Source organism: Escherichia sp. WS1451 (genome assembly GCF_046487365.1).
GTDB lineage: Bacteria > Pseudomonadota > Gammaproteobacteria > Enterobacterales > Enterobacteriaceae > Escherichia > Escherichia coli.
This window is the reverse complement of sequence record NZ_JBJQJP010000002.1, coordinates 231,809-255,111: the sequence shown is the minus strand read 5'-3', so window position 1 is coordinate 255,111 and position 23,303 is coordinate 231,809. Positions and strand designations below refer to the sequence as shown.

The window sequence follows — 23,303 nt, the reverse complement described above, 5'->3', positions numbered from 1 at the left end:
TATGGGGTGAGGATAATGGCCGCTCCGTGCGGCCTTTTGATTAAATAAACCCCAGCAGAGAAAAGAACACATAACCTGCAGCAATACAAATAACCGGCAGGATATACAGCGAGAAAAACTGCAGGAAAATAGTATGGTGCGGCACAACAATACGTGACTCAATTTGTTCACGCGTTAGCCCCTCTTCCCCTTTGGCTTTTTCCAGAATGAGTTGATCTTCAACACCTTCCCGCAAGAAGCGCGCCTGGCGACTCATCCGGGCACCGGAATCCTGCAACGCCAGTCCGACAAAAATCAGGATGAAAATCACCCAGAACATAACGTTCACGCCACCATTAAAATTGGGCGTCGGGGAGTTATACCAGAACAGATTCAAAAAAGGCGTATTCGCCTGCATCATATCGATCATGACATGAGTAAAGTCGAGCATGACCGCATTAATGCCTTCCTGGTTTTCCTGCCGGGTATTCATAAATTTAAGCAAAGAAATCAATGTAGAGATCAATGCAGGTATAAAAATCACCCAACCCAAAATCCTTTTCAAAACAGCAATGCGTCCAGCTTGTTGATACGTCATGAGTTCTCCTTGATTAAGACGCGTCGTTTCACTTAGTTTACCTGTAGATATCTGTTTTCGCCCATTCTTTAAAGGCGATATGATAGGCGCTTAATCATAAGCACGGCTTAATACCTTACACATAATGCTCTAAAGGAGAGGTTGTAATGTCAACCCCGCGTCAGATTCTTGCTGCAATTTTTGATATGGATGGATTACTTATCGACTCAGAACCTTTATGGGATCGAGCTGAACTGGATGTGATGGCAAGCCTGGGGGTGGATATCTCCCGTCGTAACGAGCTGCCGGACACTTTAGGTTTACGCATCGATATGGTGGTCGATCTTTGGTACGCCCGGCAACCCTGGAATGGGCCAAGCCGTCAGGAAGTAGTAGAACGGGTTATTGCCCGTGCCATTTCACTGGTTGAAGAGACACGCCCATTATTGCCAGGCGTGCGTGAAGCCGTTGCGTTATGCAAAGAACAAGGTTTATTGGTGGGACTGGCCTCCGCGTCACCACTACATATGCTGGAAAAAGTGTTGACCATGTTTGACTTACGCGACAGTTTCGATGCCCTCGCCTCGGCTGAAAAATTGCCTTACAGCAAGCCGCATCCGCAAGTATATCTCGACTGCGCAGCAAAACTGGGCGTTGACCCACTGACCTGCGTGGCGCTGGAAGACTCGGTAAATGGCATGATCGCTTCTAAAGCAGCCCGCATGCGTTCCATCGTCGTTCCTGCGCCAGAAGCGCAAAATGATCCACGTTTTGTATTAGCAAACGTCAAACTCTCATCGCTGACAGAACTCACCGCAAAAGACCTTCTCGGTTAATGACCAGGGGCAGTGATCACACTGCTCCTGGTTCTTTATCTGAATTTGCATTCAACTGACGGATTAATCGTCAATTTAAGAGAAAGAGTTACACCGTCACCACTTCCGCGCACTGTATAAAAATCCTATACTGTACGTATCGACAGTTTAGTGAGTTTTATCATGACGGCGGAAGGTCACCTTCTCTTTTCTATTGCTTGTGCGGTATTTGCCAAAAATGCCGAGCTGACGCCCGTGCTGGCACAGGGTGACTGGTGGCATATTGTCCCTTCCGCAATCCTGACGTGTTTGTTACCGGACATCGATCACCCAAAGTCGTTTCTTGGGCAGCGATTAAAGTGGATATCAAAACCGATCGCCCGCGCTTTTGGGCATCGTGGTTTTACCCACAGTCTGCTGGCGGTATTTGCGCTGCTGGCAACCTTTTACCTTAAGGTTCCTGAAAGCTGGTTCATTCCGGCTGATGCGCTACAAGGAATGGTGCTGGGTTATTTGAGCCACATACTTGCCGATATGCTGACCCCCGCCGGTGTTCCCCTGCTCTGGCCATGCCGCTGGCGTTTCCGCTTGCCTATCCTGGTTCCCCAAAAGGGCAACCAACTGGAACGTTTTATCTGCATGGCATTATTTGTCTGGTCGGTATGGATGCCCCATTCATTACCCGAAAACAGCGCTGTCCGTTGGTCATCGCAAATGATCAATACCTTGCAGATCCAGTTTCATCGGCTTATTAAGCATCAGGTTGAATACTAAAAAGGCAAAAATCACCTTTCTGGAATAAGCAATTCCATTTGAATATAAGAGCCAGCTCACAGTTCTGTTAATCTTGCGCCAACACTATGACTGCTACGCAGTGATAGAAATAATAAGATCAGGAGAACGGGGATGAACTTTCCATTAATTGCGAACATCGTGGTGTTCGTTGTACTGCTGTTTGCGCTGGCTCAGACCCGCCATAAACAGTGGAGTCTGGCGAAAAAAGTGCTGGTGGGTCTGGTGATGGGTGTGGTTTTTGGCCTCGCCCTGCATACCATTTATGGTTCTGACAGCCAGGTACTTAAAGATTCTGTACAGTGGTTTAACATTGTTGGTAACGGCTATGTTCAACTGCTGCAAATGATCGTTATGCCGTTAGTCTTCGCCTCTATTCTGAGCGCGGTTGCCCGTCTGCATAACGCATCTCAGTTAGGCAAAATCAGTTTTCTGACCATCGGAACGCTTTTGTTTACCACGCTGATTGCGGCGCTGGTCGGTGTGCTGGTCACCAACCTGTTTGGTTTGACGGCTGAAGGTCTGGTTCAGGGTGGTGCAGAAACTGCACGTTTGAACGCCATCGAAAGTAACTATGTTGGTAAAGTCTCTGACCTGAGCGTTCCGCAGCTGGTCTTGTCCTTTATCCCGAAAAACCCGTTTGCCGATTTGACCGGAGCCAATCCGACGTCAATTATCAGCGTGGTAATTTTTGCCGCATTCCTCGGCGTAGCTGCGCTGAAGCTGCTGAAGGATGATGCGCCGAAAGGTGAACGCGTCTTAACCGCTATCGATACCCTGCAAAGCTGGGTGATGAAACTGGTTCGCCTGGTCATGCAGCTGACCCCTTACGGCGTTCTGGCGCTGATGACCAAAGTGGTTGCAGGTTCTAACCTGCAAGACATCATCAAACTGGGAAGTTTCGTTGTCGCGTCCTACCTCGGTCTGCTGATTATGTTTGCAGTGCATGGCATTCTGCTGGGCATTAATGGCGTGAGCCCGCTGAAATACTTCCGTAAGGTATGGCCAGTTCTGACGTTTGCCTTTACCAGCCGTTCCAGTGCTGCGTCTATCCCACTGAATGTGGAAGCACAAACGCGTCGTCTGGGCGTTCCTGAATCCATCGCCAGTTTCGCCGCCTCTTTCGGTGCAACCATTGGTCAGAACGGCTGTGCCGGTTTGTATCCGGCGATGCTGGCGGTGATGGTTGCACCTACGGTTGGCATTAACCCGATGGACCCGATGTGGATTGCGACGCTGGTCGGTATTGTTACCGTTAGTTCCGCAGGCGTTGCCGGTGTCGGTGGTGGTGCAACTTTCGCCGCACTGATTGTGCTGCCTGCGATGGGCCTGCCTGTAACGCTGGTGGCATTGTTAATCTCCGTTGAACCGCTTATCGACATGGGGCGTACGGCGCTAAACGTTAGTGGCTCGATGACCGCTGGCACGCTGACCAGCCAGTGGCTGAAGCAAACCGATAAAGCCATTCTGGATAGCGAAGACGACGCCGAACTGGCACACCGTTAATTCTTATGCTGGCAACGGTCCGTTTTGTATAGGAGCCGTTGCCTTACTTTTTAAATGTTCCATCGCGGCGATGCATACTGACTCATATTTAAACAGATCGTCAGCGAAAAAAATGGCTAACTTATCGATACATTCCTGACTCAATGAATGTGCCTGTAGCGAAAAGCTTAAAACCTCATACCCGAGACGTTTTCTAAGTGAACTATCTGAAATACTCATAATATCTTCAAGCACACCATTTCCCATTCCCGGAAGATTTAGTGGATTAAAAAGAAGACTGATATTAAGCATTGATATTATCGAAGGAAACTTTAGGAGACTCTCATTTTTTTGAATCGCAGCAAAAATGCTCCCGACAGGATGTATATAATTTTGTTCATAGTATATAGTCCTTAAATAGTGAATAACCAACCTGTTTTTTATATTAATCAAATTGGTCATTTTTTCTGGGCGAAATACAGAAGTGACATCCATTCCAATAAAATCTTTATTTATACCTCTTATCCGAATTTCACTACCATAAAGATTATTAATTATTACTCTATATTTAACATTGTCCTGCAGATATGTATCAAAACTAAGTGCTGGCGCTCCTGGCTTTGAGGCATCATAGTTAATGTTAGACATATAGGCAATCATATAATTAAAGTTTGATTCTGCTATTTCATCGCAGTCACATTGACCCGTTGATATAAAGAAAGTGAGTGCTGTCATAGTAGACTGCAGCCTTTCTTTAAAAGAGTCGAAAGCCAGGCTTTTAATATTTAAATCACCATAATTACTCTGTATTAAGTTTGTAGAAAGCATCTCCCGCCTCATATTGTTAACAAAATTATTATCTCATTTAAATCTAAGTCATTTACAATATAAGTTTAAGAGCGACGCCACAGGATGAACTATCAAAAATAGCTCATCATGATTAGCAAAACTTAACCATTTTAAAATAAATAAACAATTAAAGAAAAAAGTTCACTTATTTATAGCAATAGATCGTCAAAGGCAGCTTTTTGTTACAGGTGGTTTGAATGAATGTAGCAATGAAATACAAAATTTCAGGCCATGTAACTCCCGACAAAACCGGGAGGTACGTAATCTTTACTCAGTCACTTCCCCTTCCTGGCGGATCTGATTTGCCCAACGCTGGGCGGATTCAGGCACAGTAAACGCCGGTGAGCGCATAAATGACTCCCCCATCAGTACAAACGCAACATATTTGCCACGCAGCATCCAGACATCACGAAACGAATCCATCTTTATCGCATGTTCTGGCGGCGCGGGTTCCGTGCGTGGGACATAGCTAATAATCTGGCGGTTTTGCTGACGGAGCGGTTTCTTCATTACTGGCTTCACTAAACGCATATTAAAAATCAGAAAAACTGTAGTTTAGCCGATTTAGCCCCTGTACGTCCTGCTTTGCGTGTATTTCATAACACCGTTTCCAGAATAGTCTCCGAAGCGGGATCTGACTGGTGGTCTATAGTTAGAGGGTTTTTTGACCAAAACAGCGGCCCTTTCAGTAATAATTTAAGGAGACGAGTTCAATGTCGCAACATAACGAAAAGAACCCACATCAGCACCAGTCACCACTACACGATTCCAGCGAAGCGAAACCGGGGATGGACTCACTGGCACCTGAGGACGGATCTCATCGTCCAGCGACTGAACCAACACCGCCAGGTGCACAACCTACCGCCCCTGGGAGCCTGAAAGCCCCTGATACGCGTAACGAAAAACTTAATTCTCTGGAAGACGTACGCAAAGGCAGTGAAAATTATGCGCTGACCACTAATCAGGGCGTGCGCATCGCCGACGATCAAAACTCACTGCGTGCCGGTAACCGTGGTCCAACGCTGCTGGAAGATTTTATTCTGCGCGAGAAAATCACCCACTTTGACCATGAGCGCATCCCGGAACGTATTGTTCATGCACGCGGATCAGCCGCTCACGGTTATTTCCAGCCATATAAAAGCTTAAGCGATATTACCAAAGCGGATTTCCTCTCAGATCCGAACAAAATCACCCCAGTATTTGTACGTTTCTCTACCGTTCAGGGTGGTGCTGGCTCTGCCGATACCGTGCGTGATATCCGTGGCTTTGCCACCAAGTTCTATACCGAAGAGGGTATTTTTGACCTTGTTGGCAATAACACGCCAATCTTCTTTATCCAGGATGCGCATAAATTCCCTGATTTTGTGCATGCGGTAAAACCAGAACCACACTGGGCAATTCCACAAGGGCAAAGCGCCCACGATACTTTCTGGGATTATGTTTCTCTGCAACCTGAAACTCTGCACAACGTGATGTGGGCGATGTCGGATCGCGGTATCCCGCGCAGTTACCGCACCATGGAAGGCTTCGGTATTCACACCTTCCGCCTGATTAATGCCGAAGGGAAGGCAACGTTCGTACGTTTCCACTGGAAACCACTGGCAGGTAAAGCCTCACTCGTTTGGGATGAAGCACAAAAACTAACCGGACGTGACCCGGACTTCCACCGCCGCGAGTTGTGGGAAGCGATTGAAGCCGGCGATTTTCCGGAATACGAACTGGGCTTCCAGTTGATTCCTGAGGAAGATGAATTTAAGTTCGACTTCGACCTTCTTGATCCAACTAAACTTATCCCGGAAGAACTGGTGCCCGTTCAGCGTGTCGGCAAAATGGTGCTCAATCGCAATCCGGATAACTTCTTTGCCGAAAACGAACAAGCAGCATTCCATCCAGGTCATATTGTTCCTGGTCTGGACTTCACCAACGATCCGCTGTTGCAGGGGCGTTTGTTCTCTTATACCGATACACAAATCAGTCGTCTTGGCGGACCAAATTTCCATGAGATTCCGATTAACCGCCCGACCTGCCCTTACCATAATTTCCAGCGTGACGGCATGCATCGTATGGGGATCGACACTAACCCGGCGAATTATGAACCGAACTCGATCAACGATAACTGGCCGCGCGAAACACCGCCGGGGCCGAAACGCGGCGGTTTTGAATCATACCAGGAGCGCGTGGAAGGCAATAAAGTTCGCGAGCGCAGCCCATCGTTTGGCGAATATTATTCCCATCCGCGTCTGTTCTGGCTAAGTCAGACGCCATTCGAGCAGCGCCATATTGTCGATGGTTTCAGTTTTGAGTTAAGCAAAGTAGTTCGTCCGTATATTCGTGAGCGCGTTGTTGACCAGCTGGCACATATTGATCTCACTCTGGCCCAGGCGGTGGCGAAAAATCTCGGTATCGAACTGACTGACGACCAGTTGAATATCACCCTGCCTCCGGACGTCAACGGTCTGAAAAAGGATCCATCCTTAAGTTTGTACGCCATTCCTGACGGTGATGTGAAAGGTCGCGTGGTAGCGATTTTACTTAATGATGAAGTGAGATCGGCAGACCTTCTGACCATTCTCAAGGCGCTGAAGGCCAAAGGCGTTCATGCCAAACTGCTCTACTCCCGAATGGGTGAAGTGACTGCGGATGACGGTACGGTGTTGCCTATAGCCGCTACCTTTGCCGGTGCACCTTCGCTGACGGTCGATGCGGTCATTGTCCCTTGCGGCAATATCGCGGATATCGCTGACAACGGCGATGCCAACTACTACCTGATGGAAGCCTACAAACACCTTAAACCGATTGCGCTGGCGGGAGACGCGCGCAAGTTTAAAGCAACAATCAAGGTCGCTGACAAGGGTGAAGAAGGGATTGTGGAAGCTGACAGCGCCGACGGTAGTTTTATGGATGAACTGTTAACGCTGATGGCAGCACACCGCGTGTGGTCACGCATTCCTAAGATTGACAAAATCCCGGCGTAAATATGGATAAGGTCACGCCCCCTGGGGAGTGACCTTACCACCTTACTTACACATCAAGATAACTACCCAACCGATAACCACGCTCAGCAATCGCATATTTCAACGACGCTGAAGTCAGCACATCCAGTTCCGTTAACCGAGGGAAGCAATAAGCACTCTGGCGAATCGTATTATCGATAAACGCCGGGTGGCACATCACTTCCAGAGAGCGCTCGCCGCGATGACTGGAGTCATCAAGCACTTGCAGGAACAGCGACTCACTGATCTCTTCACCGTAGAATGCACTGCTGAATCCCTGGGTAGTGCGCAGGTTGACCGGCAAATCAAACACCATCTGACGATCCGCCCGCAACGCAATCCCCTCTTCAGCCGCAAACTTTGCCACAATCGGGAAAATCTGCGGGAACATATGCACATGATGATGGCTATCAAGATGCGTAGGTTTGCGTCCAAATAGCTCAATGAAACGCAAATACTGACTGGCGAGCTCCTGAGTAATTTCTTCCAGCGGTAAAGCATCTTCTTCTGCCAACTGCCAGATCCATTTTCCCAGCACACCATCGCGGGTTAACCCCGGCATAGCTGTCAGAGGCTTGCCCATAGTAAGGACAAAGTGCATCCCTATGGCCAGACTCGGTTCATCACGGCTCAACTGCACCGCATGGTCAATAGCCTGCCCATTCACCAGCGCCGTCGTCGACGTGACAATCCCATTGCGACAGGCCTCGATAATGCCGTAGTTCTGACCTTTGCTTAAGCCAAAATCATCGGCATTAACAATCAGTAAGCGTTCCATAATCAGCCTCGGTTAATGTGCTTTTTTAAGCTCTGCGATGCAGTCGGCAAAATTTGGCAGCCATTTCTCGTGCGCCAGAATCATCTCGCGTGCCAGCAGCTCAGCATCGCGATCGGAATGCACCAACGGACTAAGGTTTAGGGCCAGTAACACATCGTTAAATTCTCCGCTAAGTGCGGCGTTGCTGGCAGCAATCTCGAAGCCTTTAATGGTGTGAATCAGCCCCATCACTTTATCATCGAAATGCGTAATGCGCGGATGTGGCGTCGCGCCATCGCGCCCCAGCGTACAGGTCATTTCTACCGCCCAGTCTGCCGGAATATTATCAATATGCCCATGATGCGGGATATTAACGTAATGTTCAGCTTGCTTGTCGTTGTAGATAGCGTTGATCACTTCGCATGCAGCATCAGAGTAATAAGCCCCACCGCGCTGTTCCAGTTCTTTCGGCTTAACTTTCAACTCCGGGTTTTTATACAGCTCAAAAAGTTGTTTCTCGACTTTCTGTACTACCTGCGCTCGTGCGCCGCCTTTGTAGTATTCGCCCATTTCAATAGCCAGCATCTCTTTTTGCTTGAAGTAATAAAGCAAATAAGAACACGGCAACAGATTCAGAGAACGAATTAAGCCTTCGCTAAATGGCAGATCGAAAATATTTTTAACGCCAGATGCTTTTAACTGCCCGGATGCCACACCATCAAGCAATTCGGCAAAGCGTGATTTGCCATTTACCAGCACATCCTTAATGAACACCATATGGTTGAGGCCGAACAGATCGATAGATAAATCATCGCAGTCTTTCAGCATCAGAACATCGCGAATAAACATCTTCATGCCGATCGGAATATTACACACGCCGATAAAGCGTTTAAATCCGGTATGACGATAAACGGCTTCAGTGACCATTCCAGCCGGGTTAGTGAAGTTAATCACCCATGCATTCGGACATAGTTCTTCGACATCTTTTACGATGTCAAAAATCACCGGAATGGTACGCAGACCTTTAAACAGACCGCCCGCGCCGTTAGTTTCCTGACCAAGATAACCATGACTTAATGGAATACGTTCATCCAGTTCGCGCGCCGGTAATTGGCCTACGCGCAGTTGGGTAGTAACGAAATCAGCATCTTTCAATGCTTCGCGGCGATCCAGCGTTTTATAAAGCTTCATCGGGACGCCAGCGTTATCAATCATCCGTTGGCAGAGATCAAAAATAATATCCAGTTTCTCTTTACCATCTTCGACATCCACCAGCCATAATTCGCTGACCGGCAATTCGTGATAACGCTTAATAAATCCTTCCAGTAACTCCGGGGTATAGCTGCTCCCGCCACCAATAGTGACGACTTTTAATTTCTGGCTCATAATTTCTCCCTTCAGTACAGAATACTGATATCTGGCATATCTGCCCCCCCGGACATAAATAATCCAGCAACAGGACAGATATGTGAATTGTCAGGTATAACGACTTACTGATTAAATTCAGTCAATTTCTTACGATAGCTCTTAGGCGTAAAGGACGTTAATTTCTTAAACGTTTTAATAAACAAACTCGGGCTACTATAACCGGCCTCAAACGCAATATCCGTCACTGAATAGTTGGTCATTTCCAGTTGTTTTTTGGCAAAATTAATACGGATTTCATTAATAATCTGCATTGGCGTTTTGCCATAATATCGTTGAGTCGCTCGCGTCAAATATTCCTGTGATTTGGCTGACAACGTCACCATATTCTCCAGTGCCGATTCACTAAACTGCTCTTTATCATGCATCTTTTCTACCGTACTTTTCAGCCACTGCGGTACATCATCAATCACCTGTTCTTCGCGGTAATGACGTAAACGGTTAATGACATAAAAAGTAACCATCTCAACAAACTCTTCCAGCCCTGTTTCGCGGAAATTCAATGAAGAAATCACTGTTTCCACATAGGTGAGAAAAGCGTTATTGGTCCGGTATACCTGCGAAGCTACAAAGCAATAAGGCAACAACGGCAGGTAATGCTGCTCAAAAAAGCGTTTACTGATCCCAACGTTCAATATGCGCGTGGCACCAAACTCATAAAAACTTTGATGGTGCGAACCTAACGGAATAAAAACAAAATCGCCCCGTTCCAGTAACACGCGCTTACCGTTAATCTCCTGGAAATAACGCCCGGTCAATACCAGAGTAAATTCATAATAGTCGTGCTGATGCAGTCCGCTGATACTCTCAGTTTTGTTGTAGATAAACACATGGAAGTTTTTGCCATTAAACAACTGCTGTTCTCGGGCAGTGGCAATTTCCGGCGCGTTAATCATTGGCTGCATCATCGACTCCTTATGCCTTCAGTTTTTCATGAAGCTCAATTAATTCAGTAATCAGTTCACGCGCAAGCATGGACGTCATTAAATGATCCTGAGCGTGGACCAGCACCAGACTCACTTTCATCTTACCTTCGCCCGCATCGCCTTCAATCAGTTTCGTCTGTACCAGATGCGCTTCATTCAATGCCATCCGTGACTGATCCATCATGGCTTTTGCTGCGGCAAAATCGCCCTGCTTCGCCTGTTTCAGTGCCGCATACGCCAGGCTGCGCGCTTGTCCGGAGTTGATGATAAGCCCCATCACCACTTCTTCCAGCTCTTCAGCTTCTGTTTGCGTATCGGGAATGTTATCGAGATCCATCATACATCGTTCCTCTCTTTTCTTACCGGCACGATTACCCGTACCGGCATCGATTAAAATTTCAGGGCGTTAGCGATATCTTCTTCGCTCTCTTCTTTATCAATCGCGTTTTGTGCTTTGTTAGCCACCACAACAAAGGGCAGATAAATTAACGTTGCGATACCAAGGTTGAAGAGTGCAACCAGCAATGCGGCGACGCTACCGTTGGTGTTAAAGAAGGCTCCCAGACCGGTTGGCATGGTCCACGGTGCAATATTGGTCACCGGAGGAATAATGCCCATGTAGTACGCTGCCAGGGTGATTGCCGCCAGAATCGGTTGTACCAGTACAAACGGGATAAACATCACCGGGTTCATGATAATTGGCAGACCAAACAGAATCGGTTCGTTAATCTGGAAGATGCCGGACGGCAGCGCCAGTTTTGCCACCTGACGATAATCAGCACGGCGAGAGGCGATAAAGATAGCCAGGATAAGACCTAAAGTCGCACCACTGCCCCCAAGGAAAATAAAGGAGTCCAGCATCGGCTTGGCCCAGATATGGAAGGTCTTACCGGCTGCCAGCGCCGCTTCGACGGAACCATATTGCTGATAGGTCGCGATATTTTCCAGCGCCCACGGCGTCATAATGCCGTTGTCCAGTGCGGTCAGCGCCAGCGCACCATGAATACCGAAGAACCAGAGCAGTGGAACAAAGATCACATAGGCCCAGCCCACCACGCTACCCAACGATGCCAGTGGGGTTGAGATGGTATCCATGATGATCTGATGGAAGTTGGTGCCCCAGGTATTCAACGCCCAGGCAATAATCCCCATCACGGAAAGAATAATAAAGCCGGGAATTAAAGCCGAGAAGGAACGCGATACTGAAGCAGGTACGCTATCGGGCAATTTAATGACCCAATTGCGGCGGACAATAAAGGTAAACATTTCTGCCACCACCAGGCCAATAATAATCCCGGAGATGATATTCGCCCCACCTAACCAGTTTGCGCCAACCGCATAGGCCTCACCGACACTATATGGGGTGACGGTCATAAATGCTGCAACGGATAACAACCCGGCCGCCAGCGCATCGACTTTACGCTCTTCTGCCAGCGCCATGCCAATAAAGAACGGTGCCATTAAAGACATTATCCCTAATGTTCCGTTATATACGTTGCCGCCAATACCTTTCAGACCATTAAGTGTTTCAATGGTTGAGGCATCCAGGCGAATACCTAAGGAATAAAAAAACGACCCCTCCCCAAAGCTTAGAAAAACGTTGTTAATTAATACAAACATGGCCCCCGCAAGGGTTAACGGCATTAAGCGAATAAAGCCATTTTTGATTGCATTAACGTGTGGCTGCTTTCCTATTTTAACTGCAAAAGGGAGGAGTACCTTTTCAAGCGATGCAATAACATTACTCATAGAAAAATACCCTTAAAAACCGCAATTTAAATATTGCGGTATTGATTTATGAAATAACTCTTTGACGGGAAAATTTAAAATAAATTAATTTGCTGCGGCTTTTTTAATCGCTGCAACCGCAGCCTTAAGCACGCCTAAACCATCGACTTTGCCATAAAGCAGCGAGTCAATTACTTCAACCGGTTTGTTGGGTAACAAACGCTGGATTTCGGGCAACATATAAGCAATCTGCGGCCCTAATAACACGACATCGGCATTCTGACCTTTTTCACCAGCCAGTGTTTCCGGAAATGCTTCAATAATGACCGGAACTTCATATTTTTCTGCCTGTGCGCGCATTTTTGATACCAGTAAAGAGGTAGACATGCCCGCAGAACAAAACAGATAAATGTGTTTCTTTTCCATAAAACTGCCCTCATCGACGATTATCTGTCAGCCAGACACTCCGCAAGCCTTAACCTGCTTCCATGCTCTGGGTAACTTGCGAAACCAACATGACTTTTTTTGTGGCTGAAAGGAGTATACGGTATAGACCTGAGCAATAGTATTTCTTTGACCTTATAAATTGTCTCTCCTTGACCTGCGGTTATGACCCTCTTCACATTTCGGGCAAATAATTCGCGAAGATAATTAAGAACTCAGGCCAAAAAAAACCGGCGCAATGGCCGGTTTCCGTTGTAACTCAAGCTTTCAGGCGAAGTGATTACTTCGCAGCCTGTGGATCAGTGTCGTATTCAGCACAGGTCTGATAACCGGAGTTGATGACATGTCCGGTATCATCTAACGCGACAAAGTAGGTTTCTGCTTTACCATCACGTTGACCCAGGATGTAGGTCTGGCAAGTACCACGAGCATGGATCATGCTCACTTCAGACGAAGGTTTACCCGCAATTTGTGCAACCTGCGCCCGGCTCATGCCTTTTTTGACGTCTTTCACCACAGGCTGTACAAACTGGTCTTTGGTACGATCATAAGCCGTACAACCCGCCAGCATGGTTAATACCGCCGCTGCACTCAGAATTCCTGCCATATTCTTGTTCATATTCCGTCCTCTTGTTTATCAGCGTGTTAGATAAGCCTGGAATACATTGGGCGCTTTTTCAAGCCCGTGAACGAAACGGCTCCGCTTTCAGAGGATTCCTGTATGACGTTTTAACCACCATTCAGCCCGCTGTCGCTTGTCGTTTCAGTAGCAACGGGTTAGCTTTAAGGAAGTTTTGTCTTTTCTGTCTGGAGGGGTTCAATGACATTGCAACAACAAATAATAAAGGCGCTGGGCGCAAAACCGCAGATTAATGCTGAAGAGGAAATTCGTCGTAGTGTCGATTTTCTGAAAAGCTACCTGCAAACTTATCCGTTCATTAAATCACTGGTGCTCGGGATCAGCGGCGGTCAGGATTCCACGCTTGCCGGTAAGCTGTGCCAGATGGCGATTAATGAGCTGCGCCAGGAAACCGGCAACGAATCACTGCAATTTATTGCCGTACGCCTGCCCTATGGTGTTCAGGCCGACGAACAAGATTGCCAGGATGCCATTGCCTTTATTCAACCGGATCGCGTATTAACCGTTAATATCAAGGGCGCGGTATTGGCCAGCGAGCAGGCATTGCGGGAAGCAGGCATTGAACTGAGCGATTTTGTCCGTGGCAATGAAAAAGCGCGTGAGCGGATGAAAGCACAATATAGCATTGCGGGTATGACCAGCGGTGTCGTGGTGGGCACCGATCATGCAGCAGAAGCCATTACCGGATTCTTCACTAAATATGGTGACGGCGGTACGGACATTAATCCACTGTATCGTCTTAACAAACGTCAGGGTAAACAGTTACTGGCGGCATTAGGTTGCCCGGAACACCTTTATAAGAAAGCGCCAACGGCCGATCTGGAAGATGATCGCCCTTCTCTACCAGATGAAGTGGCACTCGGCGTGACCTATGACAATATCGACGACTATCTGGAAGGGAAAAACGTACCTGAACAGGTCGCCAGAACAATAGAGAACTGGTATCTGAAAACTGAACATAAACGCCGTCCGCCAATTACCGTTTTCGATGATTTCTGGAAGAAGTAATAATTTGCACATATTGGTTTGTGCGAAAAAGAGTACTTTGTTCACGCCGGATGCGGCGTGAACGCCTTATTCGCCCCACAAAACTATGCAAATTCAATATATTGCATGAGTCGAATAGGCCTGACAGGCGTAGCACGTCTGACGGTGTAACCTTTGTCATCAACCCGCCTCTTTTTTAATCGCTCCCCGCCTGTTACACTGGATAGATAACCAGCATTCGGAGTCAACAGTGGTACGGCGTTTAACTTCTCCGCGGCTCGAATTTGAAGCTGCGGCAATTTATGAATATCCCGAACATTTACGTTCATTCCTTAATGACTTACCCACCCGACCAGGGGTGTATCTGTTTCATGGCGAAAGTGACACCATGCCGCTCTATATCGGCAAAAGCATTAACATTCGCAGCCGCGTCCTTTCTCATTTACGTACCCCGGATGAAGCCGCCATGCTACGGCAATCCCGACGCATCAGCTGGATATGTACCGCCGGTGAAATCGGCGCTCTACTCCTTGAAGCGCGATTAATCAAAGAGCAGCAGCCGCTGTTTAATAAACGCTTGCGCCGCAATCGCCAGCTCTGTGCCCTGCAATTAAATGAAAAGCGCGTCGATGTGGTGTATGCCAAAGAGGTGGATTTTTCACGAGCCCCCAACCTGTTTGGCCTGTTTGCCAATAGGCGCGCAGCTTTGCAAGCATTGCAGACCATCGCTGATGAACAAAAACTTTGTTATGGTCTGTTGGGACTGGAGCCGTTAAGTCGCGGTCGTGCATGTTTTCGTTCAGCGCTAAAACGTTGCGCCGGAGCATGCTGCGGTAAAGAGAGCCATGACGATCATGCGCTACGTTTGCGCCAGTCTCTGGAACGTTTACGAGTAGTTTGTTGGCCGTGGAAAGGTGCGGTGGCGCTGAAAGAACAGCACCCGGAAATGACTCAATATCATATTATTCAAAACTGGCTGTGGCTGGGGGCGGTTAATTCGCTGGAAGAAGCGACAATGTTAATTCGGACACCCGCCGGGTTTGATCACGACGGTTATAAAATTCTTTGTAAGCCGCTGCTTTCCGGTAACTATGAAATTACTGAACTTGATCCGGCGAATGACCAGCGAGCCAGTTGATTTCACTGAACAACAGTTTACCTTGCGGTTGTAAAAGCCGCAGGGTGTGCCTGCCATCGAACCAGCACGCGCCCTGGTCGGTAGTGAGCAGTTTATCGCCCAGTTGCCACGCCCCGTTAATGACAAACACCACCCCGCCGCGTGAGCCAAAGGTAGTAAACGTACGTTCGGCAATTCTGACTTTCGCCTTACAGACATCCAGGCGTGTCATGATGTTGAAATCCATCGACATCTGCCCTGCCGTCAGTTTCGCTTTAACCACCTGGTCCGCCGCAAAGGCAAAAGGCTGTAACGGTTTTAAGGTATGGTTAAAGCGGTCTGCGCTTTCAAGGAACATCTCGCCGCCTTCCAGCAACGTCACTATCCTTTCCATACCTGGAAACAAAGAAAACTCCCCATTCGCCGCGATGGATGCAATGCTGGCACGCCAGTAAAAATCACGTTTTGCCGGTGGGAAAGTGCAAATTTCGCGCGTTTCACCGGCAGCATTTCGCCACAGATTCACCGACATTTTACGCATATCAAAGTATTCCATACCCGCTCCCGGCCCGTTCTTTTCATTGTTATCGTTCAGGTAACCGTGGATGGTTATCGGCAACTCGGGTGATTTACGTTAGTGGCAATCAGGCTTTTTTTGCATCTGTTTGAGAACAAAAAAGAAAACCGCCGATCCTGTCCACCGCATTACTGCAAGGTAGTGGACAAGACCGGCGGTCTTAAGTTTTTTGGCTGAAAGATTATTCAGCAGTTGCAGGCATTTTACCTTTTGCCGCTGGACGTTCTGTCAGACGCTTCTCAAAATTAGCATTAAATTGCTTTTTCTGTTCCGGCGTCAGGATGTTGTAAATCTTGTTCTGGGTTTCCATGTGCGCCAGCATGTTAGCTTTGCGCTGTTCTTCCATTTTTGCGATCTGCGCTTCAGCTTTTGCTTTATCGAAGGTATCGCTGGCAATGATGTCATGCATTGCGCGGCGTTCTTCCAGCGGCGGACGTTTCATCTGGTCACGCTGGCCTTTCATGATTTCGCGGATCTGCTGTTTCTGCGCGTCGGTCAGGTTCAGGTCTTTGAACATCATGTCCTGATGCGGACCGAATTTGCCTTTGTGGTGCATCATCGGCTTCGCGTCAGCCGGTGCTGAGGTAGTGGTGTCTGCGGCATGGGCCAGGTTAGCCGCGCCAAGAGCCAGGGTAGAGGCAACAAATAGTGCAGTTAATTTACGCATATTCTATATCCTTCCTTTCAGTTATTTATTACGGCTTTCTTAAGTAGCGTGCCGTGTTGACGAGATTAACTTTACTGACTTTAGCGTCAATTAATCAGAGCAACGGTAAAACAATGAAAGTGTAAAAAACACTTTTTCGCCAATTATGGAGAAAAAAAGAAAATTTGATGGAGAGTAATGAGAGAATATTACAACACGATGATTTTGCAGAGATTATGAAGAACTATACCGGATGACTGGTGATAAATAAAGCAAATAACCAGGATTAATCTGTATTAATTTATAAGAAAGTAACTTAATACCCGCAGAATGATTTCTGCGGGTAAGTATTAGCTTATTTTTTCGAGCATTAATCCCGCACGTAATCCCAACGCTACCAACGGATTAGGGAATAACACATACTCTACATCATGGGTTACGGTAAAACGTTCCTCCCCGTCCTGCGCCAGCAATGTTCCTTTCTCAAACGGCATAAAATTCAGCGTGTCATTTGCCATATGCATTTCGAAGGACGGCGAGTGGCGAGTAATTTGCGAAACCACCCGATAACGGAGCGGCGGTGTTCTCACGATACCGACACTCTCACCAGATAGCAGCGCAGCAATTGCGCTGGCAGTGACTGCAAACTGGCGAAGATCGTTTTGCCCAAAGGGCAACGCTTTGCCAAGTTCCAGCGTACAGGCCAGCGCGCCAAAATGTCTGGCGCTGAAATGGGTAAACGTACCACCAGGCTCCTGATGGAACACCAGCGCCTCCAGCCCCGCCGCACCCAGCCACGTCAGAAATTTCTCGTCCCAGGGAATGTCGCGTTGCGGTAATACACCGAACTGCGGATGCAAGGAGCCACGAATTGCGGTATGTAGATCAAGGTGCCAGCGCACAGATTCTTTGCCCTGGTCATAAAAATCTTCCAGGCACTGCTCCAGTTCGCGCGCCCGACAGGTTTCCCCGCTTTCAGCAAATAGCTGCCAACGACCGCCAAACATTCGGTTCATATCGCTATGGCAATAACGTTTCCCTTGCTTCAGCGCAGGAGGATTCCCGAGGATCACCAGCAACCGCCAACGTAACGGGATCTCGCCGTGAGATATCGCGCCAAGCAACGCATCCAGCATTTCCACAGGTGCCGTCTCATTACCGTGTATTCCCGCTGAAATCACCAGTGCGCCTTGCGGTGGCGTTAATGGCGTCAGTTCCAGCACGCCATCGCCCAGCCAGCGCCAGCGAACGCCGTTGATTTCTCGCTCGGTGATAACCGGTTTTTTACCCGTTAATGTCAGAGCAAGAAAATTATCCATTGCCCCCTCCCTCGCGCTGGAACGGATAAACCGAACCGAGATTCAGTAATTGGCTCAATACATCCAGTGCTTCCCGCCCTTCGCGCAGCAATTGCGGGTCGGCCAGATCGGCAGCAGTAAGGCGATCGCGGTAGTAACGATCCACCCAGTCATTGAGCGCATTAAACAGCGTATCGTTCATCATCACCGCCGGATTCACTGCCCGGCGTTCTTCTTCTGTCAATACCACGCGCAACCGCAGGCACGCCGGGCCTCCGCCATTCGCCATGCTTTCACGTAAATCAAAGACTTTTAGTTCGCTAATAGGGTTGTCAGCGGCAAGGAGTTCATTGAGATAACCCCATACTCCGGCGTGTTCCCGACACTCCTGAGGCAGCACCAACATCATGGAACCATCATCGCGGCTCAGCAGTTGGCTGTTAAACAGATATGTAGACACCGCATCTGACACGGAAACATGAGTCGCCGGAACTTCTATCGCCATAAAACCGTTCACCCGCGCACGCAGGCTTGCCAATAACTGTGACTGGCGAGCGAACGCCTGTTGATGGCAAAACAGCACCTGGCGGTTACTCACGGCAATCACGTCATTATGAAAAACGCCCTGGTCGATAACGTCCGGGTTTTGCTGGGCGAAAATCACCTGCTGCGGATTAACCTGATTCAGTCTGGCTACCGCCTCGCTGGCTTCGCGGGTCTGCCGCGCCGGATAGCGGGAAGGCCGCGTACCGTTACCCTCTTCTCGCCCGTAAACAAAAATCTGCACACCGGGTTCACCGTAATGACCGCCGAGTCGATTGTGGTTTGCCGCCCCTTCGTCACCGAGCAATGCCACCTGTGGCAACGCCGAATGGACGCTAAATTTCTCTTTATCGTTAAAAATGGCGTTTAACAGCGATTCGGTAATCGGCGCTTCCAGCGAACGGTGAAATTTATTGTTCAGGTTGGCGACCGTGAAATGCACTTTGCCATCCAGCGTATCGGCGGATGGCGCGACCGTGGCCGCATTAGCTACCCACATTGGCGATGCTGAACTGACGCTGGAAAGCCAGTGTGGCGCCTGGCGGGCAACCTTTTCCACTACCTGCTCATCGCTGCCGCTGAATCCCAACTGACGCAGCACCGGAATAAACGGACGCTCGTGCGGCGGGATCACCGCCTGGGGAAATCCCGCATCGGCAAGGGCTTTCATTTTCAGTAAGCCCTGCTTCGCCGCCAGTCGTGGGTTCGATACCTGAAAACGGTGACGGGTAGAGGCTTCATTACCAAACGACAAGCCAGCGTAATGGTGCGTCAGCCCCACCAATCCATCGAAATTGACTTCCCAGGCATTCATCGCGCCACCTCATCAGAAAAATCCAGCCCGGGGTTAAGCGTTGCGGGCAACGTTAACGAGTCCGACTCCAGACTTGCCATCGGCCAGGCACAATAATCCGCCGCATACCAGGCGCTGGGGCGATGATTGCCGGAAGCGCCAATGCCACCGAATGGCGCGGTACTGGCAGCGCCGGTTAGCGGTTTGTTCCAGTTAACAATCCCTGCCCGCGCTTCCAGTAACAGTTGCTCGAACTTTTCCCGTTTTGGGGAAACCAGCCCACAAGAGAGGCCAAAGCGGGTGTTATTCGCCATCTTTATCGCCCCATCAAAAGTGTCATAACGCCATACGCGAAGTAGCGGCCCAAACACTTCTTCATCCTGCACGCCTGAAACGCCCGTCATTTCAACGATCCCCGGCGTCAGCAGCGATGTTCCCGCCTGTAGCAAACGAGGCGCAAGCAGCGTTTGCCCGCCCAATGCTTCCAGTTGCTGCCAGGCAGTAACCACCTGCTGTGCGACCTGTTCAGAAATCAGCCCGCCAATAAACGGCTGCGGTTCGTCATCCCAGTTGCCCGGCGTTAACCGCTGGCTGACGGCAACCAGACGAGCAAGAAACGCATCGCCCTGCGCCCCGCTTTTCAGCAATAAACGGCGGGCACAGGTGCAGCGTTGCCCGGCTGTGACAAACGCCGACTGAATGGTCAGATGGACAGCGGCATCGATATCCGCCGCCTCATCGATAATTAGCGGATTATTACCGCCCATCTCAAGGGCGAGAATTTTCTCCGGCTGACCGGAGAGCTGGCGATGCAACTGGTAGCCGGTATTGGCGCTACCGGTAAACAGCAAGCCGTCGAGATCCTCAAGTGCACTCAGCGCCTGACCGGTTTCGCGCCCGCCCTGCACCAGGTTCAGCACGCCCGGCGGCAAGCCAGCCTGCTGCCATAAACGCATTACCGCTTCGCCACTCCACGGTGTCAGTTCGCTGGGTTTAAAGATAATGGTGTTACCTGCCAGCAATGCCGGAACGATATGTCCGTTCGGTAAATGACCGGGGAAATTATACGGCCCAAACACCGCCAGCACGCCGTGTGGACGATGTCGCAGGCTCGCCGCGCCGTCCGGCATTTCGCTACGCTGCTCACCGGTACGAACGTGATACGCCTTAATTGATATCGCGATTTTATTGATCATCGCCGTCACTTCGGTTGCCGCTTCCCAGCGCGGCTTGCCGGTTTCTCTGGCAATAATCGCGGTTAATTCGGCTTTATTGCTTTCCAGCAATCCAGCAAAGCGTTCAACTCTTACCTGACGATCGCCAAATGAGAGCCGAGCCCAGCGCGGAAACGCCGCACGGGCAGCCCGACAAGCCTGCCCGACCTGAGCAGCATCGGCATCATTGCCCTGCCATAACACCTCGCCCGATACCGGATTACGCTTCACACGCGATGCGCCCTGGCCCGTTATCCAGTCACCGTTAATCCATAAAGTCATGCTGTTTTCTCCTCTGCGCACAGGCGCACCAGACGAACGCGATCCCCTGCGTGGCATTTGAGGGCATCCAGTTGTGCGGCGGTTAAAATCAAACGCTCGGTTGCCGGATCGGTACGCACCAGCACCACGCGGAAATGGTGATAATTTTCATTGGCGACCAGGCAGGCCGGAAAATCGCCCTGCGCAGGCTGCCCTTCTGCCACTTCCACCAGCCGACTTTTACGGATGGCGCGCACGCGGTCGATGTCACACTCAAGCGTCGGCCCACCGTCGAAGATGTCGATATAATTACGGTAGCGAAAACCTTCTTTCTCCAGTACCGCACGGGCAGGCGCGGTTTGCGGATGTACCTGACCGATGACGTCCTGTGCTTCCTGGGATAAAAAGTGGGTATAGATCGGATGTTTCGGCATCAGTTCTGCAATAAATGCCTTTTGCCCGGTGCCGCAGAGAAAATCAGCGCGGCTAAAATCCATCGAAAAGAAGCGTTTACCGAGGCTTTGCCAGAACGGTGAATAGCCGTGTTCGTCAATCACCCCGCGCATTTCGGCGACCACTTTGTCATTAAACTTGTCGCGAAAAGCCGCCATAAACATAAAGCGCGATTTCGACAGCAAATAGCCGTTGCCCTCTTTGCGCCAGTCCGGGTCGAGAAACAGCGTGCACAGCTCGCTGCTGCCGGTGTGATCGTTACTGAGAAACAGCGTCGGCAATGCATTATAGACATTCAGCTCTTTTGAGGCGTGAACCAACGTGCCGACGCGATAGTTGTACCAGGGATCGTTCAGCCCAACTGCCACCTCAATGGCACAAATCCCCGCCACTGTGCCTGTCTCGCTATCTTCCAGCACGAACACATAGCCCTGCTCACTTTTGGGCAGTTCGCCTTGCCAGGTTTTGATTGCCCTTTCGATACGCGCCGAAAGCGTGGCTTCATTGGCGGGAAGCGACGTCAGGCCGCCGCCCGTTTTGCTGGCAAGCTGCATCAGCGCCGAGACATCTGAGCGCTCAACGGGACGGATGACCATCATGATGAACCTCGGCTAACAAAGTGTTCGCAAGCAGCTGCAAAGCGATCCAGTCCGGTCGTCACCTCTTCTTCGCTGACATTGAGCGCAGGCGCAAAACGCACCACGTTGCCACCCGCAATCAGTACCATCACGCCTGCTTTCGCCGCTTCCTGAGAGATCTGTTTCGCTTGCCCGGCGTAATCGGCATTCAGTACGCAACCAATCAACAAACCTAAGCCGCGAACTTCACTGAACAAACCGTAGTGGTGATTAATGGAATTTAGACGCTCAACAAACCAGTCGTGACGCTGTTTAACCCCGTTAAGCATCTCTGGCGTGTTGATGAGATCCAGCACTTTGCCTGCCACCGCCGAGGCCAGCGGATTGCCGCCATAGGTGGTGCCGTGAGTGCCAACGGTCATCACGCTGGCGCACTCTTCGGTTGCCAACAACGCACCAACCGGGAAACCGCCGCCCAGCGCTTTGGCGGTAGTTAACAGATCAGGCGTCACGCCGTAGTGCATATAGGCATACAGTTCCCCGGTGCGCCCGACACCGGTTTGTACTTCATCAAAGATCAGCAACGCATTGTGGCGGTCACACAATTCACGCAGACCTTGTAAAAATGCGTTGCTGGCTGGCACCACACCGCCTTCCCCCTGGATGGGTTCGACAATCACCGCACAGGTGGCGTCGTCAATCAGCGCACTGGCAGAGTTAATATCGTTATATGCAGCATGATGAATATCCGGCGGCAGTGGCGCAAAATCCTGTGAATAGGCTGGCTGCCCACCCGCACTGACAGTAAACAGCGTGCGACCATGAAACGCATTTTTGAACGCCACGATGCCGCTCTTATGGCTGCCGTAGCGGTCGTGAGCGAATTTACGCGCCAGTTTTAGCGCCGCTTCGTTGGCTTCCGCACCGGAGTTACAAAAGAAGACGCGATCGGCAAACGTGGCGTCGATCAATTTTTTCGCCAGTCGCAGTACCGGCTCGTTGGTGTAACCGTTGCCGGTATGCCAGAACTTACTCGCCTGTTCGTTCAGCGCCTCACGCAGTTCCGGATGCGCATGGCCCAGCGCGTTCACCGCAATGCCACCCGCGAAGTCGATATACTCTTTCCCCTGCTGATCCCACAAGCGCGAACCTTCGCCACGTACCGGTATAAACGGTGCCGGGGCGTAAACAGGTATCATCCATTCATCAAAGTTTTCACGCGTAATTGGCTGAGACATAGCGACCTCTACAGTAAATAATTCGTTATTTATATGTTAATAATAAGTAATGTTTGCGCTGTAAATGTAGATTGCAGGGTTCGTGCCAGCCAGTGATAAAAGTGCATAAACGGCGGAGGCTAACTGGAAATCAAGCAGTTATAACCAAACCATATGCATTTAAAGTGCATATAAAGTGAATACGTTTG

The 23,303-nt window shown here is 49.6% G+C and carries 23 protein-coding genes; 6 read left to right on the top strand and 17 right to left on the bottom strand.

Annotation, left to right across the window (positions count from 1 at the left end):
* Nucleotides 1-40: 40 nt before the first annotated feature.
* The gene (locus ACJHX7_RS04100; protein WP_000222172.1) at nt 41-577 is read right to left on the bottom strand and encodes a YniB family protein; all 537 of its coding nucleotides are present in this window, start codon (nt 575-577) and stop codon (nt 41-43) included.
* Nucleotides 578-723: 146 nt separating this feature from the next.
* On the opposite strand from ACJHX7_RS04100, the gene hxpB reads away from it, so the two are divergent.
* The 3 genes from hxpB to tcyP all read left to right on the top strand — a co-directional run bounded on the left by hxpB (nt 724) and on the right by tcyP (nt 3,669).
* Nucleotides 724-1,392 carry a hexitol phosphatase HxpB gene (gene hxpB / locus ACJHX7_RS04095; protein WP_000106834.1) on the top strand — a complete coding sequence of 223 codons (669 nt, stop codon included), beginning with the start codon at nt 724-726 and terminating at the stop codon, nt 1,390-1,392.
* 162 nt (nt 1,393-1,554) lie between these two features.
* Nucleotides 1,555-2,145, top strand: coding sequence for a metal-dependent hydrolase (locus ACJHX7_RS04090; RefSeq protein WP_001295408.1), 591 nt, complete (start codon nt 1,555-1,557; stop codon nt 2,143-2,145).
* A gap of 132 nt (nt 2,146-2,277) precedes the next feature.
* Nucleotides 2,278-3,669 carry a cystine/sulfocysteine:cation symporter gene (gene tcyP / locus ACJHX7_RS04085; RefSeq protein WP_001010711.1) on the top strand — a complete coding sequence of 464 codons (1,392 nt, stop codon included), beginning with the start codon at nt 2,278-2,280 and terminating at the stop codon, nt 3,667-3,669.
* Between the two features lie 3 nt (nt 3,670-3,672).
* Here the strand turns inward: tcyP and ydjO are convergent, their stop codons facing one another.
* Together ydjO and cedA are read right to left on the bottom strand one after the other, a co-directional pair.
* On the bottom strand, nt 3,673-4,476 hold the full coding sequence (gene ydjO, locus ACJHX7_RS04080) for a protein YdjO (protein ID WP_032171366.1): 804 nt from the start codon (nt 4,474-4,476) through the stop codon (nt 3,673-3,675).
* Between the two features lie 288 nt (nt 4,477-4,764).
* Nucleotides 4,765-5,028, bottom strand: coding sequence for a cell division activator CedA (cedA, locus tag ACJHX7_RS04075; RefSeq protein WP_001241566.1), 264 nt, complete (start codon nt 5,026-5,028; stop codon nt 4,765-4,767).
* Nucleotides 5,029-5,210: 182 nt separating this feature from the next.
* Between cedA and katE the strand changes: the two genes are divergently transcribed.
* Nucleotides 5,211-7,472: a catalase HPII gene (gene katE, locus ACJHX7_RS04070; RefSeq protein WP_094029636.1), complete on the top strand. Its 2,262-nt coding sequence runs from the start codon at nt 5,211-5,213 to the stop codon at nt 7,470-7,472.
* 46 nt (nt 7,473-7,518) lie between these two features.
* On the opposite strand, the gene chbG is transcribed toward katE, so the two are convergent.
* From chbG to osmE, 7 genes are all read right to left on the bottom strand, one after another.
* A complete protein-coding gene (chbG, locus tag ACJHX7_RS04065; RefSeq protein WP_094029635.1) occupies nt 7,519-8,268 on the bottom strand; it encodes a chitin disaccharide deacetylase in 750 nt (249 codons plus the stop codon).
* Nucleotides 8,269-8,280: 12 nt separating this feature from the next.
* Entirely contained in the window at nt 8,281-9,633 is a 1,353-nt protein-coding gene (celF, locus tag ACJHX7_RS04060; RefSeq protein ID WP_000078718.1) for a 6-phospho-beta-glucosidase, read from the bottom strand.
* A 104-nt stretch (nt 9,634-9,737) separates the two neighbouring features.
* Nucleotides 9,738-10,580, bottom strand: a complete 843-nt coding sequence (gene chbR, locus ACJHX7_RS04055; protein WP_000983576.1) for a transcriptional regulator ChbR — start codon at nt 10,578-10,580, stop codon at nt 9,738-9,740.
* A 7-nt stretch (nt 10,581-10,587) separates the two neighbouring features.
* Complete coding sequence (gene chbA, locus ACJHX7_RS04050; protein ID WP_000968919.1) at nt 10,588-10,938, bottom strand: PTS N,N'-diacetylchitobiose transporter subunit IIA; 351 nt, start codon at nt 10,936-10,938, stop codon at nt 10,588-10,590.
* 50 nt (nt 10,939-10,988) lie between these two features.
* Complete coding sequence (gene chbC, locus ACJHX7_RS04045; protein WP_000073041.1) at nt 10,989-12,347, bottom strand: PTS N,N'-diacetylchitobiose transporter subunit IIC; 1,359 nt, start codon at nt 12,345-12,347, stop codon at nt 10,989-10,991.
* Between the two features lie 84 nt (nt 12,348-12,431).
* Nucleotides 12,432-12,752: a PTS N,N'-diacetylchitobiose transporter subunit IIB gene (gene chbB / locus ACJHX7_RS04040; RefSeq protein WP_000412169.1), complete on the bottom strand. Its 321-nt coding sequence runs from the start codon at nt 12,750-12,752 to the stop codon at nt 12,432-12,434.
* A 298-nt stretch (nt 12,753-13,050) separates the two neighbouring features.
* Complete coding sequence (gene osmE / locus ACJHX7_RS04035; protein ID WP_001039044.1) at nt 13,051-13,389, bottom strand: osmotically-inducible lipoprotein OsmE; 339 nt, start codon at nt 13,387-13,389, stop codon at nt 13,051-13,053.
* A gap of 201 nt (nt 13,390-13,590) precedes the next feature.
* Between osmE and nadE the strand changes: the two genes are divergently transcribed.
* Together nadE and cho are read left to right on the top strand one after the other, a co-directional pair.
* The gene (gene nadE, locus ACJHX7_RS04030; RefSeq protein ID WP_000175037.1) at nt 13,591-14,418 is read left to right on the top strand and encodes an ammonia-dependent NAD(+) synthetase; all 828 of its coding nucleotides are present in this window, start codon (nt 13,591-13,593) and stop codon (nt 14,416-14,418) included.
* 229 nt (nt 14,419-14,647) lie between these two features.
* Entirely contained in the window at nt 14,648-15,535 is an 888-nt protein-coding gene (gene cho / locus ACJHX7_RS04025) for an excinuclease Cho (RefSeq protein WP_001563456.1), read from the top strand.
* Here cho and ves read toward each other — a convergent pair.
* The 7 genes from ves to astC all read right to left on the bottom strand — a co-directional run bounded on the left by ves (nt 15,495) and on the right by astC (nt 23,115).
* A complete protein-coding gene (gene ves / locus ACJHX7_RS04020) occupies nt 15,495-16,070 on the bottom strand; it encodes an environmental stress-induced protein Ves (protein ID WP_000455601.1) in 576 nt (191 codons plus the stop codon). The two genes, cho and ves, sit on opposite strands and share 41 nt — an antisense overlap.
* Before the next feature lie 202 nt (nt 16,071-16,272).
* Nucleotides 16,273-16,758, bottom strand: a complete 486-nt coding sequence (spy, locus tag ACJHX7_RS04015) for an ATP-independent periplasmic protein-refolding chaperone Spy (protein WP_001228990.1) — start codon at nt 16,756-16,758, stop codon at nt 16,273-16,275.
* A 329-nt stretch (nt 16,759-17,087) separates the two neighbouring features.
* Nucleotides 17,088-18,056 carry a succinylglutamate desuccinylase gene (gene astE / locus ACJHX7_RS04010; RefSeq protein ID WP_000368502.1) on the bottom strand — a complete coding sequence of 323 codons (969 nt, stop codon included), beginning with the start codon at nt 18,054-18,056 and terminating at the stop codon, nt 17,088-17,090.
* Nucleotides 18,049-19,392, bottom strand: coding sequence for an N-succinylarginine dihydrolase (gene astB / locus ACJHX7_RS04005; protein WP_094029634.1), 1,344 nt, complete (start codon nt 19,390-19,392; stop codon nt 18,049-18,051). The genes astE and astB overlap by 8 nt, the downstream gene beginning before the upstream one ends.
* Nucleotides 19,389-20,867 (bottom strand): succinylglutamate-semialdehyde dehydrogenase, encoded by a 1,479-nt coding sequence (gene astD, locus ACJHX7_RS04000; protein ID WP_094029633.1) that lies wholly within the window; start codon nt 20,865-20,867, stop codon nt 19,389-19,391. The genes astB and astD overlap by 4 nt, the downstream gene beginning before the upstream one ends.
* Entirely contained in the window at nt 20,864-21,898 is a 1,035-nt protein-coding gene (astA, locus tag ACJHX7_RS03995; protein ID WP_000989419.1) for an arginine N-succinyltransferase, read from the bottom strand. The genes astD and astA overlap by 4 nt, the downstream gene beginning before the upstream one ends.
* The gene (gene astC, locus ACJHX7_RS03990; RefSeq protein WP_000081988.1) at nt 21,895-23,115 is read right to left on the bottom strand and encodes a succinylornithine/acetylornithine transaminase; all 1,221 of its coding nucleotides are present in this window, start codon (nt 23,113-23,115) and stop codon (nt 21,895-21,897) included. Before astC ends, astA begins: the two co-directional genes overlap by 4 nt.
* Between the last annotated feature and the right edge of the window lie 188 nt (nt 23,116-23,303).

Coding starts and splice junctions, on each gene's coding strand:
- celF (WP_000078718.1), bottom strand. CDS start 9,633: ATGAGCCAGAAATTAAAAGTCGTCACTATTGGTGGCGGGAGCAGCTAT.
- astD (WP_094029633.1), bottom strand. CDS start 20,867: ATGACTTTATGGATTAACGGTGACTGGATAACGGGCCAGGGCGCATCG.
- nadE (WP_000175037.1), top strand. CDS start 13,591: ATGACATTGCAACAACAAATAATAAAGGCGCTGGGCGCAAAACCGCAG.
- chbG (WP_094029635.1), bottom strand. CDS start 8,268: ATGGAACGCTTACTGATTGTTAATGCCGATGATTTTGGCTTAAGCAAA.
- ACJHX7_RS04100 (WP_000222172.1), bottom strand. CDS start 577: ATGACGTATCAACAAGCTGGACGCATTGCTGTTTTGAAAAGGATTTTG.
- tcyP (WP_001010711.1), top strand. CDS start 2,278: ATGAACTTTCCATTAATTGCGAACATCGTGGTGTTCGTTGTACTGCTG.
- chbB (WP_000412169.1), bottom strand. CDS start 12,752: ATGGAAAAGAAACACATTTATCTGTTTTGTTCTGCGGGCATGTCTACC.
- ves (WP_000455601.1), bottom strand. CDS start 16,070: ATGGAATACTTTGATATGCGTAAAATGTCGGTGAATCTGTGGCGAAAT.
- osmE (WP_001039044.1), bottom strand. CDS start 13,389: ATGAACAAGAATATGGCAGGAATTCTGAGTGCAGCGGCGGTATTAACC.
- chbC (WP_000073041.1), bottom strand. CDS start 12,347: ATGAGTAATGTTATTGCATCGCTTGAAAAGGTACTCCTCCCTTTTGCA.
- spy (WP_001228990.1), bottom strand. CDS start 16,758: ATGCGTAAATTAACTGCACTATTTGTTGCCTCTACCCTGGCTCTTGGC.
- astE (WP_000368502.1), bottom strand. CDS start 18,056: ATGGATAATTTTCTTGCTCTGACATTAACGGGTAAAAAACCGGTTATC.
- katE (WP_094029636.1), top strand. CDS start 5,211: ATGTCGCAACATAACGAAAAGAACCCACATCAGCACCAGTCACCACTA.
- astB (WP_094029634.1), bottom strand. CDS start 19,392: ATGAATGCCTGGGAAGTCAATTTCGATGGATTGGTGGGGCTGACGCAC.
- cedA (WP_001241566.1), bottom strand. CDS start 5,028: ATGCGTTTAGTGAAGCCAGTAATGAAGAAACCGCTCCGTCAGCAAAAC.
- astC (WP_000081988.1), bottom strand. CDS start 23,115: ATGTCTCAGCCAATTACGCGTGAAAACTTTGATGAATGGATGATACCT.
- astA (WP_000989419.1), bottom strand. CDS start 21,898: ATGATGGTCATCCGTCCCGTTGAGCGCTCAGATGTCTCGGCGCTGATG.
- chbR (WP_000983576.1), bottom strand. CDS start 10,580: ATGATGCAGCCAATGATTAACGCGCCGGAAATTGCCACTGCCCGAGAA.
- chbA (WP_000968919.1), bottom strand. CDS start 10,938: ATGATGGATCTCGATAACATTCCCGATACGCAAACAGAAGCTGAAGAG.
- hxpB (WP_000106834.1), top strand. CDS start 724: ATGTCAACCCCGCGTCAGATTCTTGCTGCAATTTTTGATATGGATGGA.
- ydjO (WP_032171366.1), bottom strand. CDS start 4,476: ATGCTTTCTACAAACTTAATACAGAGTAATTATGGTGATTTAAATATT.
- ACJHX7_RS04090 (WP_001295408.1), top strand. CDS start 1,555: ATGACGGCGGAAGGTCACCTTCTCTTTTCTATTGCTTGTGCGGTATTT.